This is a genomic window from Pseudomonas sp. FG6 (genome assembly GCF_057809015.1).
In genome coordinates, this window is sequence record NZ_JBMDJD010000048.1 from 1 (window position 1) to 20,957 (window position 20,957).

General features: G+C 60.1%; 16 protein-coding genes. 11 read left to right on the forward strand and 5 right to left on the reverse strand.

Features of this window, described 5'->3' with window-relative positions; translation table 11 throughout:
- Positions 1–100: 100 nt before the first annotated feature.
- Positions 101–442, forward strand: coding sequence for a zinc ribbon domain-containing protein YjdM (locus ACODSJ_RS22580; protein ID WP_158960870.1), 342 nt, complete (start codon positions 101–103; stop codon positions 440–442).
- Positions 443–647: 205 nt separating this feature from the next.
- A complete protein-coding gene (locus ACODSJ_RS22585; protein ID WP_489103854.1) occupies positions 648–905 on the forward strand; it encodes a PA4570 family protein in 258 nt (85 codons plus the stop codon).
- A 137-nt stretch (positions 906–1,042) separates the two neighbouring features.
- On the opposite strand, the gene bamJ is transcribed toward ACODSJ_RS22585, so the two are convergent.
- The 4 genes from bamJ to ACODSJ_RS22605 form a co-directional block, all read right to left on the reverse strand.
- Positions 1,043–1,660 carry a BamJ family beta-barrel-assembly machinery protein gene (gene bamJ / locus ACODSJ_RS22590; RefSeq protein WP_489103855.1) on the reverse strand — a complete coding sequence of 206 codons (618 nt, stop codon included), beginning with the start codon at positions 1,658–1,660 and terminating at the stop codon, positions 1,043–1,045.
- Positions 1,661–1,863: 203 nt separating this feature from the next.
- Positions 1,864–2,352: a TIGR00645 family protein gene (locus ACODSJ_RS22595; RefSeq protein ID WP_260962898.1), complete on the reverse strand. Its 489-nt coding sequence runs from the start codon at positions 2,350–2,352 to the stop codon at positions 1,864–1,866.
- A gap of 133 nt (positions 2,353–2,485) precedes the next feature.
- Positions 2,486–2,827 carry a PA4575 family protein gene (locus ACODSJ_RS22600; RefSeq protein ID WP_489103856.1) on the reverse strand — a complete coding sequence of 114 codons (342 nt, stop codon included), beginning with the start codon at positions 2,825–2,827 and terminating at the stop codon, positions 2,486–2,488.
- A 343-nt stretch (positions 2,828–3,170) separates the two neighbouring features.
- Positions 3,171–5,609, reverse strand: a complete 2,439-nt coding sequence (locus ACODSJ_RS22605; protein WP_489103857.1) for a Lon protease family protein — start codon at positions 5,607–5,609, stop codon at positions 3,171–3,173.
- A 251-nt stretch (positions 5,610–5,860) separates the two neighbouring features.
- Here ACODSJ_RS22605 and ACODSJ_RS22610 point away from each other — a divergent pair, with 251 nt between their 5' ends.
- From ACODSJ_RS22610 to ACODSJ_RS22645, 8 genes are all read left to right on the forward strand, one after another.
- The gene (locus ACODSJ_RS22610; RefSeq protein WP_030140293.1) at positions 5,861–6,349 is read left to right on the forward strand and encodes a DUF3015 domain-containing protein; all 489 of its coding nucleotides are present in this window, start codon (positions 5,861–5,863) and stop codon (positions 6,347–6,349) included.
- 89 nt (positions 6,350–6,438) lie between these two features.
- Positions 6,439–8,292, forward strand: a complete 1,854-nt coding sequence (locus ACODSJ_RS22615; protein ID WP_489103858.1) for an Lnb N-terminal periplasmic domain-containing protein — start codon at positions 6,439–6,441, stop codon at positions 8,290–8,292.
- 118 nt (positions 8,293–8,410) lie between these two features.
- Complete coding sequence (locus tag ACODSJ_RS22620) at positions 8,411–9,673, forward strand: AAA family ATPase (RefSeq protein WP_489103859.1); 1,263 nt, start codon at positions 8,411–8,413, stop codon at positions 9,671–9,673.
- Positions 9,670–10,239 (forward strand): hypothetical protein, encoded by a 570-nt coding sequence (locus ACODSJ_RS22625; protein WP_489103860.1) that lies wholly within the window; start codon positions 9,670–9,672, stop codon positions 10,237–10,239. Before ACODSJ_RS22620 ends, ACODSJ_RS22625 begins: the two co-directional genes overlap by 4 nt.
- Positions 10,240–10,354: 115 nt before the next feature.
- Positions 10,355–10,711 carry a hypothetical protein gene (locus ACODSJ_RS22630; protein ID WP_489103861.1) on the forward strand — a complete coding sequence of 119 codons (357 nt, stop codon included), beginning with the start codon at positions 10,355–10,357 and terminating at the stop codon, positions 10,709–10,711.
- Between the two features lie 70 nt (positions 10,712–10,781).
- Positions 10,782–11,273, forward strand: coding sequence for a GreA/GreB family elongation factor (locus ACODSJ_RS22635; protein WP_489103862.1), 492 nt, complete (start codon positions 10,782–10,784; stop codon positions 11,271–11,273).
- Between the two features lie 292 nt (positions 11,274–11,565).
- Entirely contained in the window at positions 11,566–11,727 is a 162-nt protein-coding gene (locus tag ACODSJ_RS22640) for a hypothetical protein (RefSeq protein ID WP_489103863.1), read from the forward strand.
- A gap of 85 nt (positions 11,728–11,812) precedes the next feature.
- Entirely contained in the window at positions 11,813–14,872 is a 3,060-nt protein-coding gene (locus ACODSJ_RS22645; protein ID WP_489103864.1) for a type 2 lanthipeptide synthetase LanM family protein, read from the forward strand.
- A 168-nt stretch (positions 14,873–15,040) separates the two neighbouring features.
- On the opposite strand, the gene ettA is transcribed toward ACODSJ_RS22645, so the two are convergent.
- Entirely contained in the window at positions 15,041–16,705 is a 1,665-nt protein-coding gene (gene ettA, locus ACODSJ_RS22650; protein WP_489103865.1) for an energy-dependent translational throttle protein EttA, read from the reverse strand.
- A 270-nt stretch (positions 16,706–16,975) separates the two neighbouring features.
- On the opposite strand from ettA, the gene ACODSJ_RS22655 reads away from it, so the two are divergent.
- Entirely contained in the window at positions 16,976–20,824 is a 3,849-nt protein-coding gene (locus ACODSJ_RS22655) for a sensor domain-containing protein (RefSeq protein ID WP_489103866.1), read from the forward strand.
- Positions 20,825–20,957: the final 133 nt, after the last annotated feature.

Below are 20,957 nucleotides of genomic sequence, written 5' to 3' on the forward strand. Positions count from 1 at the left end.
GGAGCAAGCTCCCTCACCACAAAAAACCACATCGCCCTCCCGGCAACAAAACCCTATATAATGTGCGCCCTTTTGCCCTCCTGATACCCAAGGAACCTTAGTGAGCACGCTGCCTCCCTGCCCGAAATGCAATTCCGAATACACCTACGAAGACGGCACTCAGCTGGTCTGCCCGGAGTGTGCCCACGAATGGTCCGCCAGCGGCGAAGCTGAAGTCGCGTCCGACGACACCGTGAAAAAAGATTCCGTGGGCAACGTCCTGCAGGACGGTGACACCATTACCGTGATCAAGGACCTCAAGGTCAAGGGCACGTCGCTGGTGGTCAAGGTCGGCACCAAGGTCAAGAACATCCGCCTGTGCGATGGCGACCACGACATCGACTGCAAGATCGACGGCATCGGCCCGATGAAACTCAAATCCGAGTTCGTCAGAAAAGTCTGATCCTGCTGTATTCCATCCCGCGCCCCGTGCGCGGGATGGTGCTTCACCCTCCCCCGCTTCAGTCCCATTTATCCAGCACCGCACCAACCCCCGCCCGCTGCGCAGCCATCGCCCGTCGTCAGAAAAACAATCGGAATACCAATAGAGACTTGCTATTTGGCGAATAAGAATTATTCTCATTGCACCCATCAAGGAGATGAGAACCATGACTTATTTGATCGATGCCTGGCTGGACCGCCCACATCCCTACCTCCGGATCCTGCATCGGGAAACCGGTGAAGTCTGTGCAGTGATTGAGGAGCAAGCGTTGAGCGAGTTGCAGGACCAGGGAGACCTGGACCTCAACAGTTTGAGCTCCAGCGAGCCCTTGGTGCTCAAGGAGCTGGTGCGCAATCTGTTCCTGTTCTGTTACGCCCGGGCGTTGCGCCCCAGTGGCGATTTCAATGACAGATTCCAGGGATGAAGCACATAAACCCTGTGTGGGAGCGGGCTTGCTCGCGAAAACAGTGTGTCAGTTAACGAAAAAATCAACTGACCATCAGCATTCGCGAGCAAGCCCGCTCTCACATGTATTTGCCCAGCGTCAAACCGGACAGGGTCTTACAGAACGTCCAACAGCTCGACGTCGAACACCAGTACGCTGTGCGGCGGGATGCTGCCAACGCCTTGAGCGCCGTAAGCCAGTTCGCTCGGCACGTACAGGCGCCATTTGCTGCCGGCGTTCATCAGTTGCAGGGCTTCGGTCCAGCCTGGGATCACGCCGCCTACCGGGAATTCAGCCGGTTGGCCACGCTCGTAGGAGCTGTCGAACACGGTGCCGTCGATCAGGGTGCCGTGGTAGTGGGTACGCACCTGGTCTTCACGGGTCGGCTTGGCGCCTTCGCCCTGGGTCAGCACTTCAAATTGCAGGCCCGAAGCCAGGGAGGTGATGCCTTCACGCTTGGCGTTTTCGGCCAGGAACGCACGACCTTCGCCAGCAGCGGCTTCAGCCTTGGCAGCCGCTTCGGCTTGCATGACTTCACGAATGACCTTGAAGCTGGCGGACATTTCGTCCTGGCCCACGCGGCTCGGCTTGCCGGCGAATGCGTCGGTCAGGCCGGCCAGGATCGCGTCCAGGCTCACGCCCGGCGGCGGGTTGTCGCGCAGTTGGTCGCCCAACTGACGGCCAATGCCGTAGCTGACGCGGGTTTCGTCGGTGGACAGGTTAACTTCGGACATGATGCTGCTCCGCTGTGCGGACGGCTCGGGAAGTGGCCGTGCGTGACACAGCGCCTTCCGGAGCGCCCGGAACCAAAAAGGGCCAGCAGACTAGCACAGATGCCGGGGCCGATGACGAGCATCGACACCAGGCGCGCGCCAAAAACGACAACGCCCGTCTGCCTTGCAACAGACGGGCGCCGCGCCGGCACGATGTACGGGCCTCAGTGCTTGGTCAGCTTGTCCAGGTAGCCCATGGCGAATGCCGAGACGACAAAGGTCATGTGGATGATCACGTACCACATCAGGTGCTCGGGATCGACGTTCTTGGCGTCCATGAAAATGCGCAGCAAGTGGATGGAGGAAATGGCCACGATCGAGGCGGCGACTTTCATCTTCAGCGAGGAAGAGTCCATGGTGCCCAGCCAGTTGAGCTTTTCCTTCTCCTCGCCGATGTCCAGTTGCGAGACGAAGTTCTCATAGCCGGAAATCATCACCATCACCAGCAGGCCGCCCACCAGGGCCATGTCGATCAGCGACAGCAGCACCAGGATCAGATCGGATTCGGCCATGGAAAACACGTTTGGAATGACGTGGAAGACTTCCTGGAAGAACTTCAGCGCCAGGGCCAGCAAACCCAGGGACAGCCCGAAGTAGATCGGCGCCAGCAGCCAACGGGAGGCGTACATTGCATTTTCGATAAAGCGTTCCATTGAATCTCATACCAGGGCTGAAAAATCGCGGCGAGTATATCAGCCACGACTTGCCCCACAAACGCCGGGCCGATCCTTGGCCCCTGCCCTTGTGTCAAAATTTTACAGTGAGCAGCCCGGGCCCTGACGGCCGTCAATGCAGCGGGCGAAACTCGAAGCCGTTGACGTTACGGCAGCGGCCACCATTGATCTCCCGCAGTTGCGCCTGCATGTGCAGGCACCAGATCTGTGGGTCGTTGGCCAGTTCGTAGCCGTGCAACGTCAGGCTTTGAACGATAGTGTCGAGAATGGATTCGGCGGCGTTGGGGCCGGCGAACGGGCCTTGGGCCTTGATGGCGGAGGGTTGTTCGCCGGCCATTCCGGCGGCGAAGAGCAAGGTCCACATTCCGGTATCTCCCGCCAGGGGGCGGATAGCGCATTCGATACGGGTGACAAGGCCCAGGCATTGGCGAGTGAGACAAAGGTTGCGCGACATGGCGGCGCCCCTCGGGTAGATCCGGTATTCAGCCCCGGGAATGAGGCTGTTTCGATCCGATGATGGCTCTCGTTATCCTTGAACTCAGGATAGAAGAAAAGTTCTTGGCGCAAGCATTTTCAAGACCGGAATGCGCCGAATGGTCATAGTGTGAATATTGACGCCAAAGTGGTGGCACTCTTTAGCATTCAGCCCAAGACAATGGAATGCCTGTGGGAGCAAAGCTTGCTCGCGATGGCGCCCTCACAACCCACCTCTTTGTAGGCTGTAAAACCGTTATCGCGAGCAAGCTATGCTCCCACAGGTTCGCTCCCACAAGGGTCTTCCTGCGATCAGCAAAGCCTCAAGCCGGCTTGGTCTCCACCAAGGCCTGCTGCGCCTGTTCGGCTTCCGCTTCCTTGATCTCCTCTTCGCTGATCATCTCCGCAATTACCCGCAGGCGCTCCACCACGCGGGCATTGACGCTGCCTTCGGGGAACTGGCCGTTTTCGTCCGGTTCACCGGCAGGCTCGCCCACCAGCAGGCTCAGTGCTTCGTCGGCCTGGCGCACGGCATAGACGTGAAATTGCCCGGCCCGTACGGCGGCCAGCACTTTCTCATCGAGCATCAGGGTGGCGACGTTGGCCTGGGGAATGATCGCACCCTGCTCGCCCGTCAGACCGCGGGCTTCGCAGAGGCGGAAGAAACCTTCGATCTTCTCGTTGACCCCGCCCACCGCCTGCACTTCACCGAACTGGTTGATCGAACCGGTGATGGCAAAGCACTGCTTCAACGGCGTCCTCGACAAGGCCGAGATCAACGTGCACGCCTCGCCCAGCGATGCGCTGTCGCCGTCCACGTAACCGTAGGATTGCTCCAGCGCGATGCTCGCCGAAATCGCCAGCGGGAATTCCTGGGCATAACGACTGCCCAGGTAGCCCGTCAGGATCATCACGCCCTTGGAGTGGATCGGCTGGCCGAGGTTGACCTCCCGCTCGATGTCGACAATGCCACTGCCGCCCGGATACACCGTGGCGGAAATCCGCGCCGGCACGCCAAACGCCGAGTCACCGACTTCAAGTACCGTCAAACCGTTGCACTTGCCCACGGCCGCGCCGTCGGTGTCGATCAGGATGATCCCGGCCAGCATGTCGTCGAGGATGCGCGCCGAGACGCGCCCGGTACGAGTCGCCTTGGCCTTGAGGGCACGCTCGATATGGCCGGCGTCGGTCATCTCGTCACCGGCCAGTTGGCGAATGAAGTCCGCTTCGCTGACCAATTGGAACAAGTCGCCGATACGCGCCGACAAGCGTCCCTGATGCTCGGCCAGCCGCGCACTGTAGGTGGCCACGCGCGCGACCGCATCGGCCGTCAGCGGGGCCATGCCCTCTTCCGAAGTGCGGGTCTTGAGCAACTGGGCGAACTGCTCCAGGCTCTCGTCGCCCATCGGGATGTCTTCGTCGAAATCCACCAGCACCCGGAACATTTCCTGGAAGTCCGGATCCAGGTCTTGCAGGGTGTAGTAGAGCTGGCGGGCGCCGATGATCACGACCTTGACCTGCAACGGGATGTGCTGCGGTGTCAGGGTCACGGTGGCCAGGCGCCCCAGTTCGCCCAAGGGCGATTCCATTTTCAGCTTGCGCGATTGCAGGGCACGCTTGAGCGCATCCCACACGAACGGCTCACCGAGCATTTTTTCCGCTTCCAGGATCAGGAAACCGCCGTTGGCCCGGTGCAGGGCACCGGGACGCAACTGCCGGTATGTGGTGTAGAGCGCGCCCTGGTCGGTGCTGTATTCGATACGACCAAACAGATTGTCGTAGGTCGGGTGTGGCTCGAACACCACCGGCGCCCCACCGCTGGTGGGATGCCCCACCACCAGGCTCGGCGCGTATTGCTCCTCCAGCAGTTTGCGAGCGACGGCGTCGGTCTTGCTGTCGTCCACCAACTGCTCGACCACGGTCCTGAGCAGGTTGACCTGCATGGCTTGCAAATAACCGCAGACTGCCGCGTTCTCCGCGTATTTTTCGGACAACGGCGCCAGCAGGGGTTGCAGGGCCAGGGTGATGGTTTCTTCGTTGAGTTGGCGCAACTGATTGCTGGACTCGCGCTTCCACTGCGGCAGGCTGGCGAGTTCTTCGTTCAAGCGTTCTTCCAGGCCCGAGATGTCGTCATGGAAGCGCTCGCGCTCGGCTTCCGGCAACTGGGCGAACTCGGCCTCATCCAGGGCCTTGCCGTCGCTCATCGGCGTGAAGGCGATGTTGCTGCTGTCGCGGTACAACGCGACATCCTTTTCCAGCGCCAGGCGTTCGATCACATCCAGGGCGCGGTCGTAGCGCTGGTTGAAGGCGCGGTCGATGGCGCTTTTTTTCTGCTGGTAGGACGGATGCTCGAACACCGCCGGAAAGGTCGCCAGCAGGTTGTCGATCAGGCCATTGATGTCGGTGATGAATGCCCCGGCGGTGCCCGACGGCAGCTCCAGGGCGCGGGGTTCGCGGGGCTCATCGAAATTGTTGACGTAGACCCAGTCCGCCGGGGTCTGCAGGCGCTTGCCTTCGGCCTTGAGGTAACGCTTGACGAACGAAAACCGGCCGGTGCCGGGCTCACCCATGACAAACACGTTATAACCGGGACGTGGCATCGCCACGCCAAATTGCAATGCTTCGACCGCACGCTCCTGGCCAAGCACACCGCGGAAGGGCTCCAGATCATTGGTGGTAGAGAAGCTGAACTGTTCAGCGGAAAACGGACGGGTCAGCGCTTCAGGCGCTAGACGCAAGCTGGCAGCAACAGGATCAGGCATCGGGCTTCCTTACATCAGGCGGGGCAGATAACGGCATTCTGGCGCTCCCCTCCCTGGCTGGCAAGGAGCGCCTCGGGCCAGAGCATAGCCACGGTTGACTGCATAGTTTTTGCAAAATGCCACGGAACCCTCAGATCGTGCCTAAACTCCAAATTGCGCGGCTGGACGAATAACCGGCCCACTGGCATCTGGCCGTCCCGGCCACAGGCCAGACCCTGTCCATTGGTATGCACATAAAAGAGAACATAGCTATGAAACGGATTCTTCTCGGTACTCTCTTCACCGCAGTCTCCATCAACGCCATGGCTCAGGCGCCAGGCGGCCCGGATTGCGGCTGGGGCAACATGCTCTTCGAAGGTCAGCGTGGCACCCCGGCTCACTTCCTCGCATCCACCACCAACGGCACCTCCGGTAACGCCACCTTCGGCATGACCTCCGGCACCAACGGTTGCTCGACCAACGCGGCGCTGACCTATGGTGGCAAGTCCTGGCTGGCCATGAATGGCATGATGAACGAGCTGTCCGAAGACATGGCCAAGGGTCAGGGTGAAGCGCTGACCACCTACGCCGTGGTACTGGGCGTGGCGCCAGAAGACCGTGCGCATTTCTCCGCCGTGACCCACGAGCACTTCCAGCAGATTTTCAGCAAGGCCGACGTGACGGCCGAAGACGTGCATACCAACACCCTGGCCGTGCTGAAGAACGACCCACGCCTGGCCAAGTACGCCACTCAAGCTTAAGCTCGACACCACTCGCTCCTCTCGGGGAGCGGGTTTTTCTTTTTGGGGCCCCTTCGGTCTTTATTTTTCGACTTTCCAAGTAGCCGACTATGCTCAAACGCCTTGCCTGGCTGGCGCTCTGTGTGTGCGCCCCGCTGTCCGCCGCGTCCCATGTCGACCCTCAACGTTTGCAGCAACTGGCCAATGACCGCTTCTGGATTTCCCTGGGCCACTACGAGACCGCCAAGCTCGGTGGCTGGCGCAGCTACATCAGCGACAAGAAGTTTTTCCTCGCGCCCGACGGCAACACACACCCCGACCAGGAACTGACGGCCACGCTGCGCGCCCTCTACGCTCCGACCAACGCCGGCCAGCAACATGCCCAGTGCGTATACCCGGCGCGCACACGCTGGCTGAAGGCGCAACTCAACCTGACGGACCTGCCGGCGGTCAATTGCAGCGATTTCACCCAATGGTTCAAGGATGTGTCGCCCCACAGCGCGGTGATGATTTTCCCCGCTGCCTACCTGAACAGCCCCTCGTCGATGTTCGGCCACACCTTGTTGCGCATCGACCAGGCCGACGTGCAGCGCGACAAGACGGCACTGCTCAGCTACGCGATCAATTTCGGCGCCTACATCGAAGGCTCCGACAACAGCATCCTCTATGCCTGGAAAGGCCTGATGGGCGGCTATCCCGGCCTGTTCGCCCTGGTGCCGTACCAACAGAAGCTCGCCGAATACCGTAGCCTGGAGAACCGCGACCTGTGGGAATACCGCCTCAACCTGAGCCAGGCGGAAACCGAGCGCATGGTCGAACACGTCTGGGAGCTCAAGCAGATCCAGTTCGACTATTTCTTCTTCGACGAGAACTGCTCCTATCGCCTGCTCGAACTGCTGCAAGTGGCGCGCCCCAGCCTGCGCCTGACCGAACAGTTCCCGCTGACCGCGATTCCCACCGACACCGTCAAGGCCGTGAAAGAAGCCGGTCTGGTGGAGAGCATCGAATACCGACCATCCCGCGAGCGCGAACTGCTCAGCCGTGCCAAGCCCCTTACGGACGACGAACAGCAATGGGTGCTGGACATCAGCGGCGACCAGCAACAGCTGCAAACCCCTGCCTTCAAGGCGCTGGCCCGGGACCGCCAGGCGTTGATCATCGACGCGGCCTACCGCCTGGAGCGCTATCGCGCCAATGGCCAGGAGCGCGACCCTCAACGTGCCCAGCGCAGTTTCGAGTTGTTGCGGGCGATCAACCAGAACCCCGCGCCAGAGCTCGATATCCCGCCGCCGGGGCTGCCCGAAAACGGCCATGAATCACGCACCTGGCAGGCAGGCCTCGGCACCCGCGGCGATCGCGCCTATGGCGAGTACGGCTTGCGCATGGCCTATCACGACCTCAACGACAACGCCGAGAGCTTCCCGCTGGGGGCACAGATTGAAATCCTGCAATTGAAACTGCGCCAGTACGAAGGCAACGACTGGCAGTTGCAACAGTTGGACCTGGCGACCATTCGCTCCCTGACCCCGCGCAACGAGCTGCTGCAACCGTTGTCCTGGCAGGTCACCGGCGGCCTGGAGCGGGTGCCGGGCAAGCACGACGACGAAACCCTGGTCAGCCACGTCAACGGCGGTGCCGGCGGCACCTGGGCGCTGGGCGACGATGTGCTGGGCTTTGCCCTGGGCACGGTGCGGGTCGAGCACAACAGCGACTTCGCCGGATTCATCGCCCCGGCCACGGGCTTCAACAGCGGCGTGCTGTGGAAGAACCCGCTGGGCAACCTGAGCCTGGAAGCCAAGGGCGATTATTTCGTCAACGGTGAGGTGCGCCGTAGCCTGAGCCTGAACCAGCAGTGGGAATTGTCCCGCAACCTCGGCCTGCGCCTGAGCGCCCAGCGCGAGTTCAGCCACCTGGCCTCGCCAGAGAACGAGGTGATGCTGGAAATGAAGTGGTATCACTATTGACCCCAGGCCCCAGTGAAGCCCTGTATCGAATGAGCAGCGGGTTTCAGGCTCGTTTCGGAGTCCAGCAAAATCAAGTAGATTGACCCGGATTAACCTTTAATCGGAATTGAATGCTGCGATGCTTGATTATTTGCACATGAAAAACGTAGGGCCCGCTCCCGAGCTGGAAGTAAGCTGGGCTCCACGAATCAATCTGATTACAGGCGACAACGGGCTGGGCAAGAGCTTTCTATTGGATTTGGCCTGGTGGGCGCTCACGCGAACCTGGGCCAACACCCCAGCCCTGCCCGTCGCGTCTGGAAAAGCCACCATCGAATATGTTGTAAAAGGCAAATCCGGCGTTGCACAGCCCGTTGTATCTACCTATAAGCGGGAGGACAGCTCCTGGCCCCTGAAGCAAAGCCGACCCACCATGCCCGGCATTGTGGTTTACGTGCGCATTGACGGCGGTTTCTCCGTGTGGGATCCGGCGCGCAATTACTGGCGCACCGACAAGGATCGACCCGCCGCCTATCACTTTTCTGCCGAGGCGGTATGGGATGGTCTCGATGTCAATGGGCAGAGGGTCTGTGAAGGCCTGGAGCGCGACTGGGTCAACTGGCAAAACGGTCGCAAACCCCAATTCGAAGCCTTGGAAAATGCACTTCGCGATCTCTCACCCGTTACGGAGCCGCTATGCGTCGGCGAGCCTCGCCGTGTCTACCTGGGCGAGGGGCGAGAACGACCGACACTAACCATCGGTAACCAGAACGTTCCTGTCGCGTTGGCATCAGCAGGGGTGCGGCGGATATTGGGGCTGGCCTATTTTCTCGTGTGGGCCTGGTATGAACACCAAGCTGCGGCCGCGATACTCGACAAAAAGCCCGAGCGGCGCTTTATCATTCTGTTCGATGAGCCGGAAACCCATTTACATCCACGCTGGCAACGCACGCTCATGCCCAGTCTGTTGCAAGCGATCAAGACCCTGCGCAAGCATCACGGCACCGCCCCACCTCAGTTGCTGATCGCGTCACATTCGCCACTTGTAGCAGCCTCACTTGAGCCTGTATTCGATGAAGAACAGGACGACCAGATTCAACTGTCAATCCAGGACCAGAAAGTCTCATTGACGCAAGGACATTGGGCGGCCCAGGGTGATGCCAGCAGTTGGCTGGTCTCCGACACCTTCGGCCTGGAACAGGCGCGCTCCCTGGAGGCCGAAAAAGCCATCGAAGCCGCCGAAGCCTTCATGCGTGGAGAACGGGAACTGCCGGAGGGCCTTAAAACCCGCCAGTCCATTCACAAGGCGCTGCAAAAGCTGCTTCCTGCGCATGATGAGTTCTGGCCGCGCTGGTTGATTGAAAGCGGCGTAAGAAAGTTCGCCGGCGAGCGCAACCCATGATTCCAGTCGCCAAGCCCGAAGAACCCGCCGATTTTGAAGAGGATGTCAGAATACCGGGCACCCAATGGCTCAAGGACAACCCAGGTGCCTCCCGTCCCTCACCGTTCTGGAAAAAATTCGCGCCGGAACTGGCCGATCACTATGCCAACCTGTGCGGCTATGCCGCCATGCTCGATCCTACTGGCGGCACGGTCGACCATTACCTCAGCTACAAGAATTTCCCGGAGTTGACCTACGAGTGGAGTAACTACCGCTTCGCCTCCAGCACTCTGAACTCCAGCAAGAAAACGGCTGATGACACAGTGCTCGATCCTTATGAAGTCGGCCCTGGCTGGTTCGAAATCATCTTGCCGTCGCTTCAAATGCGCACCACGGATGCTATTCCTGCGCCCTATCGCGAAAAAGCCGAGTACACACTCAAGCGCCTCAAATTGCGTGACGGTGAGCGCGTTATTCGTTGGCGCAGCAGTTGGTACAACATGTACAAAAGAAAAAAGCTGACGCTCGACGGACTGCGCGAAGTTGCACCTTTGATTGCGGATGCCGTTGAGAAAGCAGGCATCTGAATCGATCTCCACCTACAACGCCAACCGATTTTTTGATCATTCTTTCACCGCCCATCGACACCCCTGCTTCTACACTTCATTTAACGAAGTCGTTCAATGAAAGCCAGGAGTCAAGATGAGGTGCGCGGTAGCAGTACTGGGCATGTTAATGCTACTCGGCGGCTGCGAAACCACCCACGAGGACTTGATCGCCCGTGGTTATCCGCCGGCATTCGCCGACGGTTTCGATGACGGTTGCAGCAGTGGCCGGCAGGCGGCCGGCGCGATCACCGGCCAGTTTCGCAAAGACGTGCCACGCTACCTCAAGGACCCCCGCTACGCCGAAGGCTGGGGCGATGGTTTCCGCCAGTGCCAGGCCATGCGTGAAAGCGAGGAGCGCGACGCCTACCGCACGCGGCATTGGGACGAGCGCGAACGCGCCTGGCAGCAAGAGAAGGATCGGGACGCCGCCCGGGCTTATCGCTCGCAATGAGTCGCTGGCAGACATTCGTCGAAACCAAAAGCCTGCGACCATGGCCCAAACTCCAACAGAGGAGAACACCATGAGTCGAGCCTTCGTCAACGAAGACAACGCCGCAGCCCAAGTCGATCAGCCGGTCGAACGCCAGGTCAGCACCCAGCCCAACTACGTCACCCCCGCCGGGCTTGCCCAATTGCAGGCCCGGGTCGCCGAGCTGCAGGCCCTGCATGGCCAGCAGGCACAAAGAGCCGATCAGGCAGACAAGCAGCGAATCGCGGACATCGAGCGAGACCTTCGCTATTTCAACCAGCGCCTGCAAAGTGCCCAGGTGGTAACGCCGACCTCGACCGATCAGGTGCGGATCGGGCATTGGGTGACTTTCGTCGACGAACAGGATCACTCGCAGCAAGTTCAATTGGTGGGCGAGGATCAGGCCGATGCAGCCAGTGGCTTGATCAACTGGGGCTCGCCACTGGGACGGGCACTGCTGGGGGCGAAGATAGGGGATGAAGTGACCTGGCGACGGCCGGTGGGAGACCTGGCCATTGAAATAATTGCAATCGAGCTGCGATAACTTCGCTGTTTGCACGATCGCCCTCCAAACAAGTTCGCCAACGCCTCTAACATTACAATCCAGTGATGTTCCACTACATGCCTGTAGCCATATGTAACTGCAACATCAGCTTATAACCACAGGCTGGCGTTAATTCCGAAGCGTGCTACTGTGCCCCCCGCACCGCAGCAGGTGCTTACAGCAGCCCCACCTAACAACAACATCTCACCAACTTTCTAAAGGTTGGATGCGACGGGCGTCCCTTGCCCACGGGTTACTGTAACTAAAATTAAAAGATGATGAGGAAAACACCATGAGCGAAAACATTCTGAACATGTCCGGCGATTTCCATTCCGAATTCGAGGCCTATCAAATGCCAGCCAACGACAATATGGGGGCAATACTGGCAACGACCATGGAATGCAACACCTTTGGAACGTGCACCAATATCGGATGTTCGACACTCGGGTGTTAATGCTCTTCAACTGATCGCCAAGACCGGCAACAGGTAACAACATAGAGCAGGCAATGCCTGCTCTATCCATGTCAGGAGCCACGGCATGCTTGTTAACGCTTTGAAATTGAATCAGCGAGGTCAGTACCGGTTCTCTTCCGACAGCGACATCACCCTTTTCGAAAATAACCTGAGCCGCCTGCATGCCGATGACCAGGCCCTACTGAATCACTTCGGGGTGGACAGGGAGCAACTGACTTCGTACACCAAAGAGCCCCTTCGCAACCAGCACCTGCCCCATGACGGCGAAGCCGCCCTGATGGCCTTGCGGGAAAAACTCACCCGCCTTGACGGCATGGACGTCGACGCGGGAAACGCTGGGAGCGACAAGGCCAATTTCCATTGGTTTGGCTACCGTTTCTTTCTTTACTTCATCGACACGTTCAAGACGGATGAGCGCTATGGCAAAGCCTCGCAGCACATTGATCAAACCGCCTTGCCTGCAAGCCTCGAACGCTACGTCTTGGCCCGGGTCGGACGCACTTCGGAACAAAGCCTGGTCCATTACCTGAACACACGGATTGCCAACGGCGACGCCATCGATCTGAGCGGATTCAACGAACACCTGCGCACACTGCCGCTGGTCACGTTTTTCGAATCCTATCCCGTACTGGCAACATTGCTGCTGGATTTGCTGGAAGACACCCACAACTATCTTTATTCGGTCATCCTCGACTTTGCCGAAGATATTGAAGCGCTGGAGTCGACGTTTTCAATCCCGTCCCGGACCATCGACGCCATCGAGCTCGGCCTGGGAGATCCCCACGGTCGCGGCGAAACGGTCTGCCACGTGAAGATCGGCACGACCTCATTGATCTACAAGCCGAGAGCAAGCCGGGAGGCCATTTTTTTCAATCAACTGCTTCAACGCTTGCAAGCACAGACAGGAGCCGATTGTTTTTCTGTCTACGCGCCCGGCATCCTCAGCCGTGAGCGCCACAGTTGGATAGAACAGATCGACAACCGGCCTTGCAACGGCGAGGCGGATGTCAAACTGTTCTATACGAAAATGGGCGCGCAGATGGCGGTCATTCATGCCTTGAATGGCATCGACTTCCACTACGAAAATATTATCGCCTGCGGCAGCAGCCCCGTGATGATCGACCTCGAGTGCCTGTTCACCACCTCCACCAATGACCCGTTGTTGGAATTACCGAGTGACTGCGCGTTATTCAACACCTTTAAAATCGTCCAGCAATCGGTATGTTCCAGCGGCTTTGTGCCCTTCTCGCAACAGGCCAATAACGACCAGAGCGGACTGACTCGACAGGCACACTTTATTTCCACCCGTCACGCATTGATTTTCGATCAAGGTTTTTACCATTTGCGTAAAACCGAATTCGAACATCACCTCATGCAGAAACACTTACCGCTACTACGGGGCGAACGCAAGGGACTGGAAGCCTATAAAACAGAACTTCTCCATGGGTTTGAATATGCCTATGACGAACTGATGAACCATCGGCAAATGATGACGCAGATGCTGGAGCATGCGGCAGACGAACTTTCAACACGGGTATTGTTCAAGAACTCCCAGCGTTATGCCGACTTTATCGGGCTGAGCCGTCATCCCCGTTTTATGCAAAACATGCCGGATCGAGAACTTCTACTTGCCACCCTGTGGAAAGATGCCAAGGGCCCTCATCTGGAGACGCAGATTCCCCGTTATGAAATAGCCGACCTGCAAAGATCGAGCATTCCATGTTTCAGCTTGCCGCTCACGTCCAACTGCCTGACGAGCGCCCAAGGGGCGTCAATCGAAATGCCCCATGTCGAGCCCCCCATAAAAGCTTGTCTACGGAAAATAGCCCACCTGGCCCCGGCAGACAGGGCTTTACAGCTCACATTGCTTGAACTGTGTTTGTTTCCCAAGCCGGATGGAGGTCCACCGAAACAGGAAAATACCCGCCGATTGCCCCCCCTCGATGCAATCCTCGGCATCGCCTCGCGTCTCGAGGAACTCGCGGTCATTGGCGCAGCAACAGACATGCGCTGGCTGTCTTTCCACACGCACCCCATCACCCGCCGAAAATACCCGCGTCCAATGGATCACGGGCTGTACTCCGGCCTCGCCGGGACTGGCTTGTTCTATCTGGGTCTGTTCAAGGTGAGCGGCGAACCGCACTGGCTGTCACTCATGGATCGGGTACTGGACTCGATGGCGCAGCATTCTGGCTTTTTCCGAACCGACCTGAGCATCAGTGCTTATCACGGGCTGGGGTCTTACCTCTATCTGCTCATCAATCGTCGCCAGATAACGGGCGAGCCGAAACACGATGAGCAAATCGCCAGCCTGCTGGACCAACTGATCGAAACGCCGCCTGAACACTACGATTTCGACTTCCTCGCCGGCTGTTGCGGTGCGGTGACGCTGCTGGCCAATGTCCATGAATTATCGAGGGAAGACGCCGTGCTGCCGGCCATTCGCCGCATGGTCGACTACCTCAAGGACCAGGTGCTGATCGAAGAAGGCCAGCTTCTGCGGCGCGATGACCGTTCCGTCATTCTGACGGGCCTGTCCCATGGCCTCTCCGGCGTTCTCCATGCCTTGTGCAAGGCCTATGACGTCACGGGCGATCCGGCGTTGATCCCCTTGGCGATCCAGATATTGGAGGGCGAAAACCGCCTGAGTCGGGACGGTTTCTGGCTGGACCTGAGAAATCTGGGCCCTGCGGAGCATATGTCCAAGTGGTGTCACGGAGACGCAGGCATCCTTATCGCCCGGCGACAGTTGCTCAAATCGATGGGCAAGGCCTTGGACGAAGCGACCCGGCAGACGGTGCTAGAGGACATTCGGCGCTGCGAGAGCAATCTCTGGCAGCACGGCTTTGGCGATGGCTACAACCTTTGCCATGGCGACTTCGGCAATTTGCTTTGCCTCTATGACCTGTATCGGGACTCAAGCAACCGCGAAGGCCTCGGCAGAGTCAGACAATCACTTGATGAAGTCACCCGGCAGTTTTTTGAAGGGCCATCGCTGGACCGTGAGCGGGTACCCGATGTCAGCCTGCTGACAGGGATAGCGGGCGTGGGTTATGCGTTGCTGTACGAGATGGACCCGACGCTGCCGAATATCCTCTCACTCGATTTCGCGGTGTCGACGTAGGTCAGAAACTGTGGGAGCGAGCCTGCTCGCGATGGCGTCGGTCCATTCGGCACTGACGTGGGCAGAACCACCGCTATCGCGAGCAGGGGTGTATGTGGGCACAGGGGATTTGTGCCCATAAAAAAACGGAGCCTTCGCTGGCTCCGTTTTTTATGCAACCAAACCGGATCAGGCCAGCTTCTTGTGCCGTACACGGTGCGGCTGGGCAGCGGCTTCGCCGAGGCGCTTCTTGCGATCGGCTTCGTACTCGGTGTAGTTGCCTTCGAAGAACACCGCTTGCGAATCGTCTTCGTACGCCAGGATGTGAGTCGCCACGCGGTCAAGGAACCACCGATCGTGGGAGATCACAATGGCGGCGCCCGGGAAGTCCAGCAGGGCTTCTTCCAGGGAACGCAGGGTTTCGACGTCGAGGTCGTTGGACGGTTCGTCGAGCAGCAGGACGTTGCCGCCCTCCTTGAGAGTCAGGGCCAGGTGCAAGCGGCCGCGCTCACCACCGGACAGGTCCTTGACGAACTTCTGCTGATCGCCGCCCTTGAAGTTGAAACGGCCCACGTAGGTCCGCGACGGGATTTCATAGTTGCCGATGCGGATCTGGTCGGAACCGTCGGAGATCTGCTGGAACACGGTCTTGCTGCCGTCCAGGTCTTCGCGGCTCTGGTCGACGCAGGCCAGCTGCACGGTTTCGCCGATTTCGATGCTGCCCGAATCCGGTGTTTCCTTGCCCATCAGCATGCGGAACAGCGTGGATTTACCCGCGCCGTTACCACCAATCACGCCCACGATGGCGCCCTTGGGCATGGAGAACGACAGGTTGTCGATCAGCACGCGATCGCCGTAGCCCTTGGTGACGTTCTTGAATTCGATGACCTTGTCACCCAGGCGCGGACCGGCCGGGATGTAGATCTCGTTGGTTTCGCTGCGCTTCTGGAATTCCTGGGACTGCATTTCCTCGAAGCGCTGCAAGCGTGCCTTGGACTTGGACTGGCGGGCCTTGGCGCCTTTGCGCACCCACTCCAGTTCTTCCTTCATGGCTTTTTCATGGGCCGACTGCTGCTTGGATTCCTGGGCCAGACGCTCGGACTTGGCTTCCAGCCAGCCCGAATAGTTGCCCTCGTACGGAATGCCGGCGCCGCGGTCCAGTTCCAGGATCCAGCCGGCGACGTTGTCGAGGAAGTACCGGTCGTGCGTGATCGCAACCACGGTGCCCGGGAAGTCGTGCAGGAAGTGTTCGAGCCAGGCGACCGAATCGGCGTCCAGGTGGTTGGTCGGTTCGTCGAGCAGCAGCATGTCCGGGGCGGACAGCAGCAGGCGGCACAGGGCCACGCGGCGTTTTTCACCGCCGGACAGGTGTTCGACCTTCGCTTCCCAGGCCGGCAGGCGCAGCGCATCGGCGGCGACTTCCAGCTGGCGCTCCAGGTTGTGACCGTCGCTGGCCTGCAGGATCGCTTCGAGCTTGGCCTGCTCGGCGGCGAGCTTGTCGAAGTCGGCGTCCGGGTCGGCGTAGGCGGCATAGACTTCGTCCAGGCGGGCCTGGGCATCCTTGATCACGCTGACTGCTTCCTCGACCACTTCGCGCACGGTCTTGGTCGGATCCAGCTGGGGCTCCTGGGGCAGGTAGCCGATGTTCAGGTCGGGCATCGGACGGGCTTCGCCGTCGAATTCGTTATCGACGCCAGCCATGATTTTCAACAGCGTGGACTTACCCGAACCGTTGAGGCCCAGCACGCCGATCTTGGCGCCAGGGAAGAACGACAATGAAATGTTTTTCAGGATTTCCCGCTTCGGCGGAACAACTTTGCTCAGCCGATGCATGGTGAAGACGTATTGAGCCATGGAGAACCTAGCGTCAGTGACAGGTGAAAAGAACGAGCCAGGCCATGCGCAGCGCCGGCGCTTGAAGGTCATCAACGCCTGCGGGCAGGAAAAGCCTGGGGATCCGGAGCTTGCGCACTCAGTTTGACCGGCAAAGCTACCTCAACCGTTCGTCAAGGTCCAGCCGCTGAGGGCTGGCACTTCGCCACAAGTCAAGGCATGCTAGCCGCCCTTCGGGCGTCCGGCTTATAGTGCACGTCGCGCCAATCCAGCCAACCGCAGGATCACAGCTTGTCCAACGTCATGCCGCCCTTGTCCCCACGAGCACCAACTGCGGTGCCAGGCTCGCCCCTGCGCGGGACATTGAAGGGCGGGCTGGCTACGCTGGTGCTGGTGTTGCTCGGGTTGCTCTTCTGGCAACTGCTCGACCAGCTGCGCGAAACCCAACAGCAGCAGCGCCAGTACACTATCGACTACAGCGCCGACCTGGCCGAACAAATCAGCTTGAACATGGCCCTGAACGCTCAGGTCGCCCTCAATCTGCTACCGATCGTCGAACAACCGCAAACAGCCGACGAACAGCAGGCCCTGGTGCGCAAGCTCAAGCAATCGCTGCCCGAACTTCGCAGCCTGGCGCTGTTGAGTCCTTCCGGCCAGGTGCTGAGCGACAGCGACACCGCCAGCCAGGATGCCGACTACCTGGGCGAACTGGTGCGGCGCAGTCATGCCCAGGCGCACTACTTCAGCAACGCCGAGGACGGCTCGGTGGTGCATTTGCTCCTGCACCAGCCCAGCGGCAGCAACCGTGGCTACTGGGCCTTGCGCCTGACCCCGAGCTTTTTCGCCACACTGGTCAAACAGGCCGATGCGGGCCTGCGGCCATTGTGGCTGGTGGAAAATCGTCTCAACCAACAAATCATCAGCCGCGACGAAAGCCCACCCGCCACCCGCCCGGCCCGCCTCTCCCCGCAAGACCTGGGCAACACCGTGCTGACCGTGCCCTTGAGCAGCAGCGACTGGCAACTGCGGGGGCTGTTCGATCGCAGCCAGGTGATCGAGCAATTGCTACCAGCCTTCATCGGCAAATGCCTGCTGGGCCTGGCCTTCTCCATGCTGCCGGTGATCGCGCTCTTGAGCATGCGCCGACGCCAGCGCCAACTGCATGAGGGCCGTCGTCGCTACCAGGATATTTTCGAAGGCACCGGCGTGGCCTTGTGCGTACTCGACCTGTCGGGGCTCAGGGGCTTTTTTGCGCGGGCCGGCCTGCACAATGGCGATCAATTGCGCATCTGGATGCAGACGCCCCATCAGCTTGAGCAACTGCGGCAGGAAATCCAGGTCACCGAAGTCAACCAGATGGCGTTGAAGCTGCTCAACGTCGGTTCCCGCGAACAGGCGTGGCAACTGCTGGTCGGCAAGGGCGCGCAGGACAACCACCCGGTGGGCTCCAAGCTGCTCGAAGCATTGCTCGACCAGCACAAACAGCTGGAGCTGGAAATCAAGCTGCAGGACGCCCACGGCCGCGATCAACACCTGTGGCTAGTATTGCGTCTGCCGGAAAAACAGCAGGACTACAACGCTGTCATCCTGAGCATCAGCGACATCACCAGCCGCAAGCTGATCGAGCTGTCGCTGCTCGAGCGCGAAGGGTTCTGGTCCGACGTGGTGCGCACGGTGCCGGATCACCTCTATGTGCAAGACGTCATCAGCCAGCGGATGATCTTCAGCAACCATCACCTGGGCCAGACCCTGGGCTACGACCGCACCGAACTGCACCAGATGGGCGAGTACTTCTGGGAAATCCTGCTACACAGCGACGACGCCGACCACTACCACAACCTGCGCCAGGAGCAGCGGCGCGGCGGGTATACACAACTGCTGCAATGCCAACTGCGTTTTCGCCATCGCAATGGCAAGTGGCGACGCTTCGATATCCGTGAACAGGCACTGGCCCGTGACCGCCACGACCAGGTGACGCGGATCATCGGCGTGGCCAAGGACATCACCGAACAGATCGAGGCCAGCGAGTCGCTACGTGACAGCGAGCAACGCTACCGGATGCTCGCCGAAAGCATCAGCGACGTGATTTTCTCCACCGACAACACGCTGTCCTTCAACTACGTCAGCCCGTCGGTGCAAGCGGTACTGGGCTACACCGCCGACTGGATCTTCCAGAACGGCTGGCAATCGATCATTGCCAACCCACAACAACTGAGTGGTATCTACAGCCTGTTCGATCGGGTCAGCAAGGCCCTCGACAAGCCCGACCAACTGGCCGAGCTGCGCAGCCAGATGCAGACCCAGCTGTTCCTGTTCGACTGCCTGCGTGCCGACGGGCGCAAGATCCCCATCGAGTTGCGGCTGGTGCTGGTCTGGGACGAATGGGGCGCGTTCGAAGGCGTATTGGGCGTGGGCCGCGACATCAGCCAGCAGCGACGCGCCGAGAAAGACCTGCGCATGGCCGCCACGGTCTTCGAACACTCGACCTCGGCAATCCTGATCACCGATCCGGCCGGCTACATTGTCCAGGCCAACGAAGCCTTCAGCCGCGTCAGTGGCTACGCCGTGTCGCAAGTGCTGGACCAGTTGCCGAACATGCTGACCGTGGACGACCAGCAGGAGGCGCACCTGCGCTACGTGCTCAAGCAATTGCAACAGCACAGCACCTGGGAAGGCGAAGTCTGGCTCAAGCGCCGCAATGGCGAGCATTACCCGGCGTGGGTCGGTATCACGGCGGTGCTCGACGATGAAGGCGACCTGGCCAGCTACGTGTGTTTCTTCAGCGACATCAGCGAACGCAAGGCCAGCGAGCAGCGCATCCATCGCCTGGCCTACTACGACGCCCTGACCCACCTGCCCAACCGCACGCTGTTCCAGGACCGCCTGCACACGGCCCTGCAATCGGCCGAGCGGCAGCGCAGCTGGGTGGTGTTGATGTTCCTCGACCTGGACCGCTTCAAGCCGATCAATGACTCCCTGGGCCACGCCGCCGGCGACCGGATGCTCAAGGAGATGGCCACGCGATTGCTGGGCTGCGTCGCCGACGACGACACCGTGGCGCGCATGGGCGGCGATGAATTCACCCTGTTGCTGCAACCGCGCGCCACCCGCGAGATGGCGCTGAACCGGGCCATTACCGTGGCCGAGCAGATCCTCGCCAGTCTGGTCCGCCCATTCGTGCTCGAAGGGCGGGAATTCTTCGTCACCGCCAGTATCGGCATCGCCCTGAGCCCCCAGGACGGCAATGAGCTGAGCCAGTTGATGAAGAACGCCGACACGGCCATGTACCACGCCAAGGAGCGCGGCAAGAACAACTTCCAGTTCTACCAGGCGGACATGAACGCCAGCGCCCTGGAGCGACTGGAGCTGGAGAGCGACCTGCGCCATGCCCTGGAACAGAACGAGTTCATCTTGTATTACCAGCCGCAATTCAGCGGCGATGGCAAACGTTTGACTGGCGCCGAAGCCCTGCTGCGCTGGCGCCATCCGCGACGTGGATTGGTGCCGCCCGGGGACTTCATCCCGGTACTCGAAGAACTCGGGTTGGTGGTGGACGTCGGCGACTGGGTCATCGACGAGGCCTGCCGACAGCTCAGGACCTGGCATCAAGCCAAGGTGCGGGTGCCGAAGGTCTCGGTCAATATCTCGGCCCGGCAGTTCTCCGATGGCCAGCTCGGGACACGCATCGCCAATATCCTGCGCAGCACCGGCCTGCCGCCGGCCTGCCTGGAACTGGAGCTGACCGAAAGCATCCTGATGCGCGAAGTCAGCGAGGCGATGCAGATCCTGGCCGGGCTGAAGAACCTGGGCCTGAGCATCGCCGTGGATGACTTCGGCACCGGCTACTCGTCGCTCAACTACCTCAAGCAATTCCCCATCGACGTGCTGAAGATCGACCGTACCTTCGTCGACGGCCTGCCGTCCGGCGAGCAGGACGCGCAGATCGCCCGGGCGATCATCGCCATGGCCCACAGCCTCAACCTGGCGGTGATCGCCGAGGGTGTCGAAACCCACGAGCAACTGGACTTCCTGCGCGAACACGGCTGCGACGAAGTCCAGGGCTACCTGTTCGGCCGCCCGATGCCGGCCAACCGGTTCGAAGCGCAGTTCAGCAATGATGCGCTGTTCATGCTCGACTGAAGCCTAATACCCTCGCGGGCAAGCCTTGCTCCCACAGGGGAACACAGGCTTCTGTGGGAGCAAGGCTTGCCCGCGATGAGGCCGGTCCGGGCAACGCAGAATACTGCGTGAACCCCATTCGTCCGCGACATGA

Excerpts from the sequence above, each read along its gene's own strand:
- ACODSJ_RS22595 (WP_260962898.1), bottom strand. The coding sequence starts at position 2,352 with ATGGAACGCTTTATCGAAAATGCAATGTACGCCTCCCGTTGGCTGCTG.
- ACODSJ_RS22610 (WP_030140293.1), top strand. The coding sequence starts at position 5,861 with ATGAAACGGATTCTTCTCGGTACTCTCTTCACCGCAGTCTCCATCAAC.
- ACODSJ_RS22585 (WP_489103854.1), top strand. The coding sequence starts at position 648 with ATGACTTATTTGATCGATGCCTGGCTGGACCGCCCACATCCCTACCTC.
- bamJ (WP_489103855.1), bottom strand. The coding sequence starts at position 1,660 with ATGTCCGAAGTTAACCTGTCCACCGACGAAACCCGCGTCAGCTACGGC.
- ACODSJ_RS22645 (WP_489103864.1), top strand. The coding sequence starts at position 11,813 with ATGCTTGTTAACGCTTTGAAATTGAATCAGCGAGGTCAGTACCGGTTC.
- ACODSJ_RS22630 (WP_489103861.1), top strand. The coding sequence starts at position 10,355 with ATGAGGTGCGCGGTAGCAGTACTGGGCATGTTAATGCTACTCGGCGGC.
- ACODSJ_RS22620 (WP_489103859.1), top strand. The coding sequence starts at position 8,411 with ATGCTTGATTATTTGCACATGAAAAACGTAGGGCCCGCTCCCGAGCTG.
- ACODSJ_RS22605 (WP_489103857.1), bottom strand. The coding sequence starts at position 5,609 with ATGCCTGATCCTGTTGCTGCCAGCTTGCGTCTAGCGCCTGAAGCGCTG.
- ACODSJ_RS22615 (WP_489103858.1), top strand. The coding sequence starts at position 6,439 with ATGCTCAAACGCCTTGCCTGGCTGGCGCTCTGTGTGTGCGCCCCGCTG.
- ACODSJ_RS22625 (WP_489103860.1), top strand. The coding sequence starts at position 9,670 with ATGATTCCAGTCGCCAAGCCCGAAGAACCCGCCGATTTTGAAGAGGAT.
- ACODSJ_RS22640 (WP_489103863.1), top strand. The coding sequence starts at position 11,566 with ATGAGCGAAAACATTCTGAACATGTCCGGCGATTTCCATTCCGAATTC.
- ettA (WP_489103865.1), bottom strand. The coding sequence starts at position 16,705 with ATGGCTCAATACGTCTTCACCATGCATCGGCTGAGCAAAGTTGTTCCG.
- ACODSJ_RS22600 (WP_489103856.1), bottom strand. The coding sequence starts at position 2,827 with ATGTCGCGCAACCTTTGTCTCACTCGCCAATGCCTGGGCCTTGTCACC.
- ACODSJ_RS22635 (WP_489103862.1), top strand. The coding sequence starts at position 10,782 with ATGAGTCGAGCCTTCGTCAACGAAGACAACGCCGCAGCCCAAGTCGAT.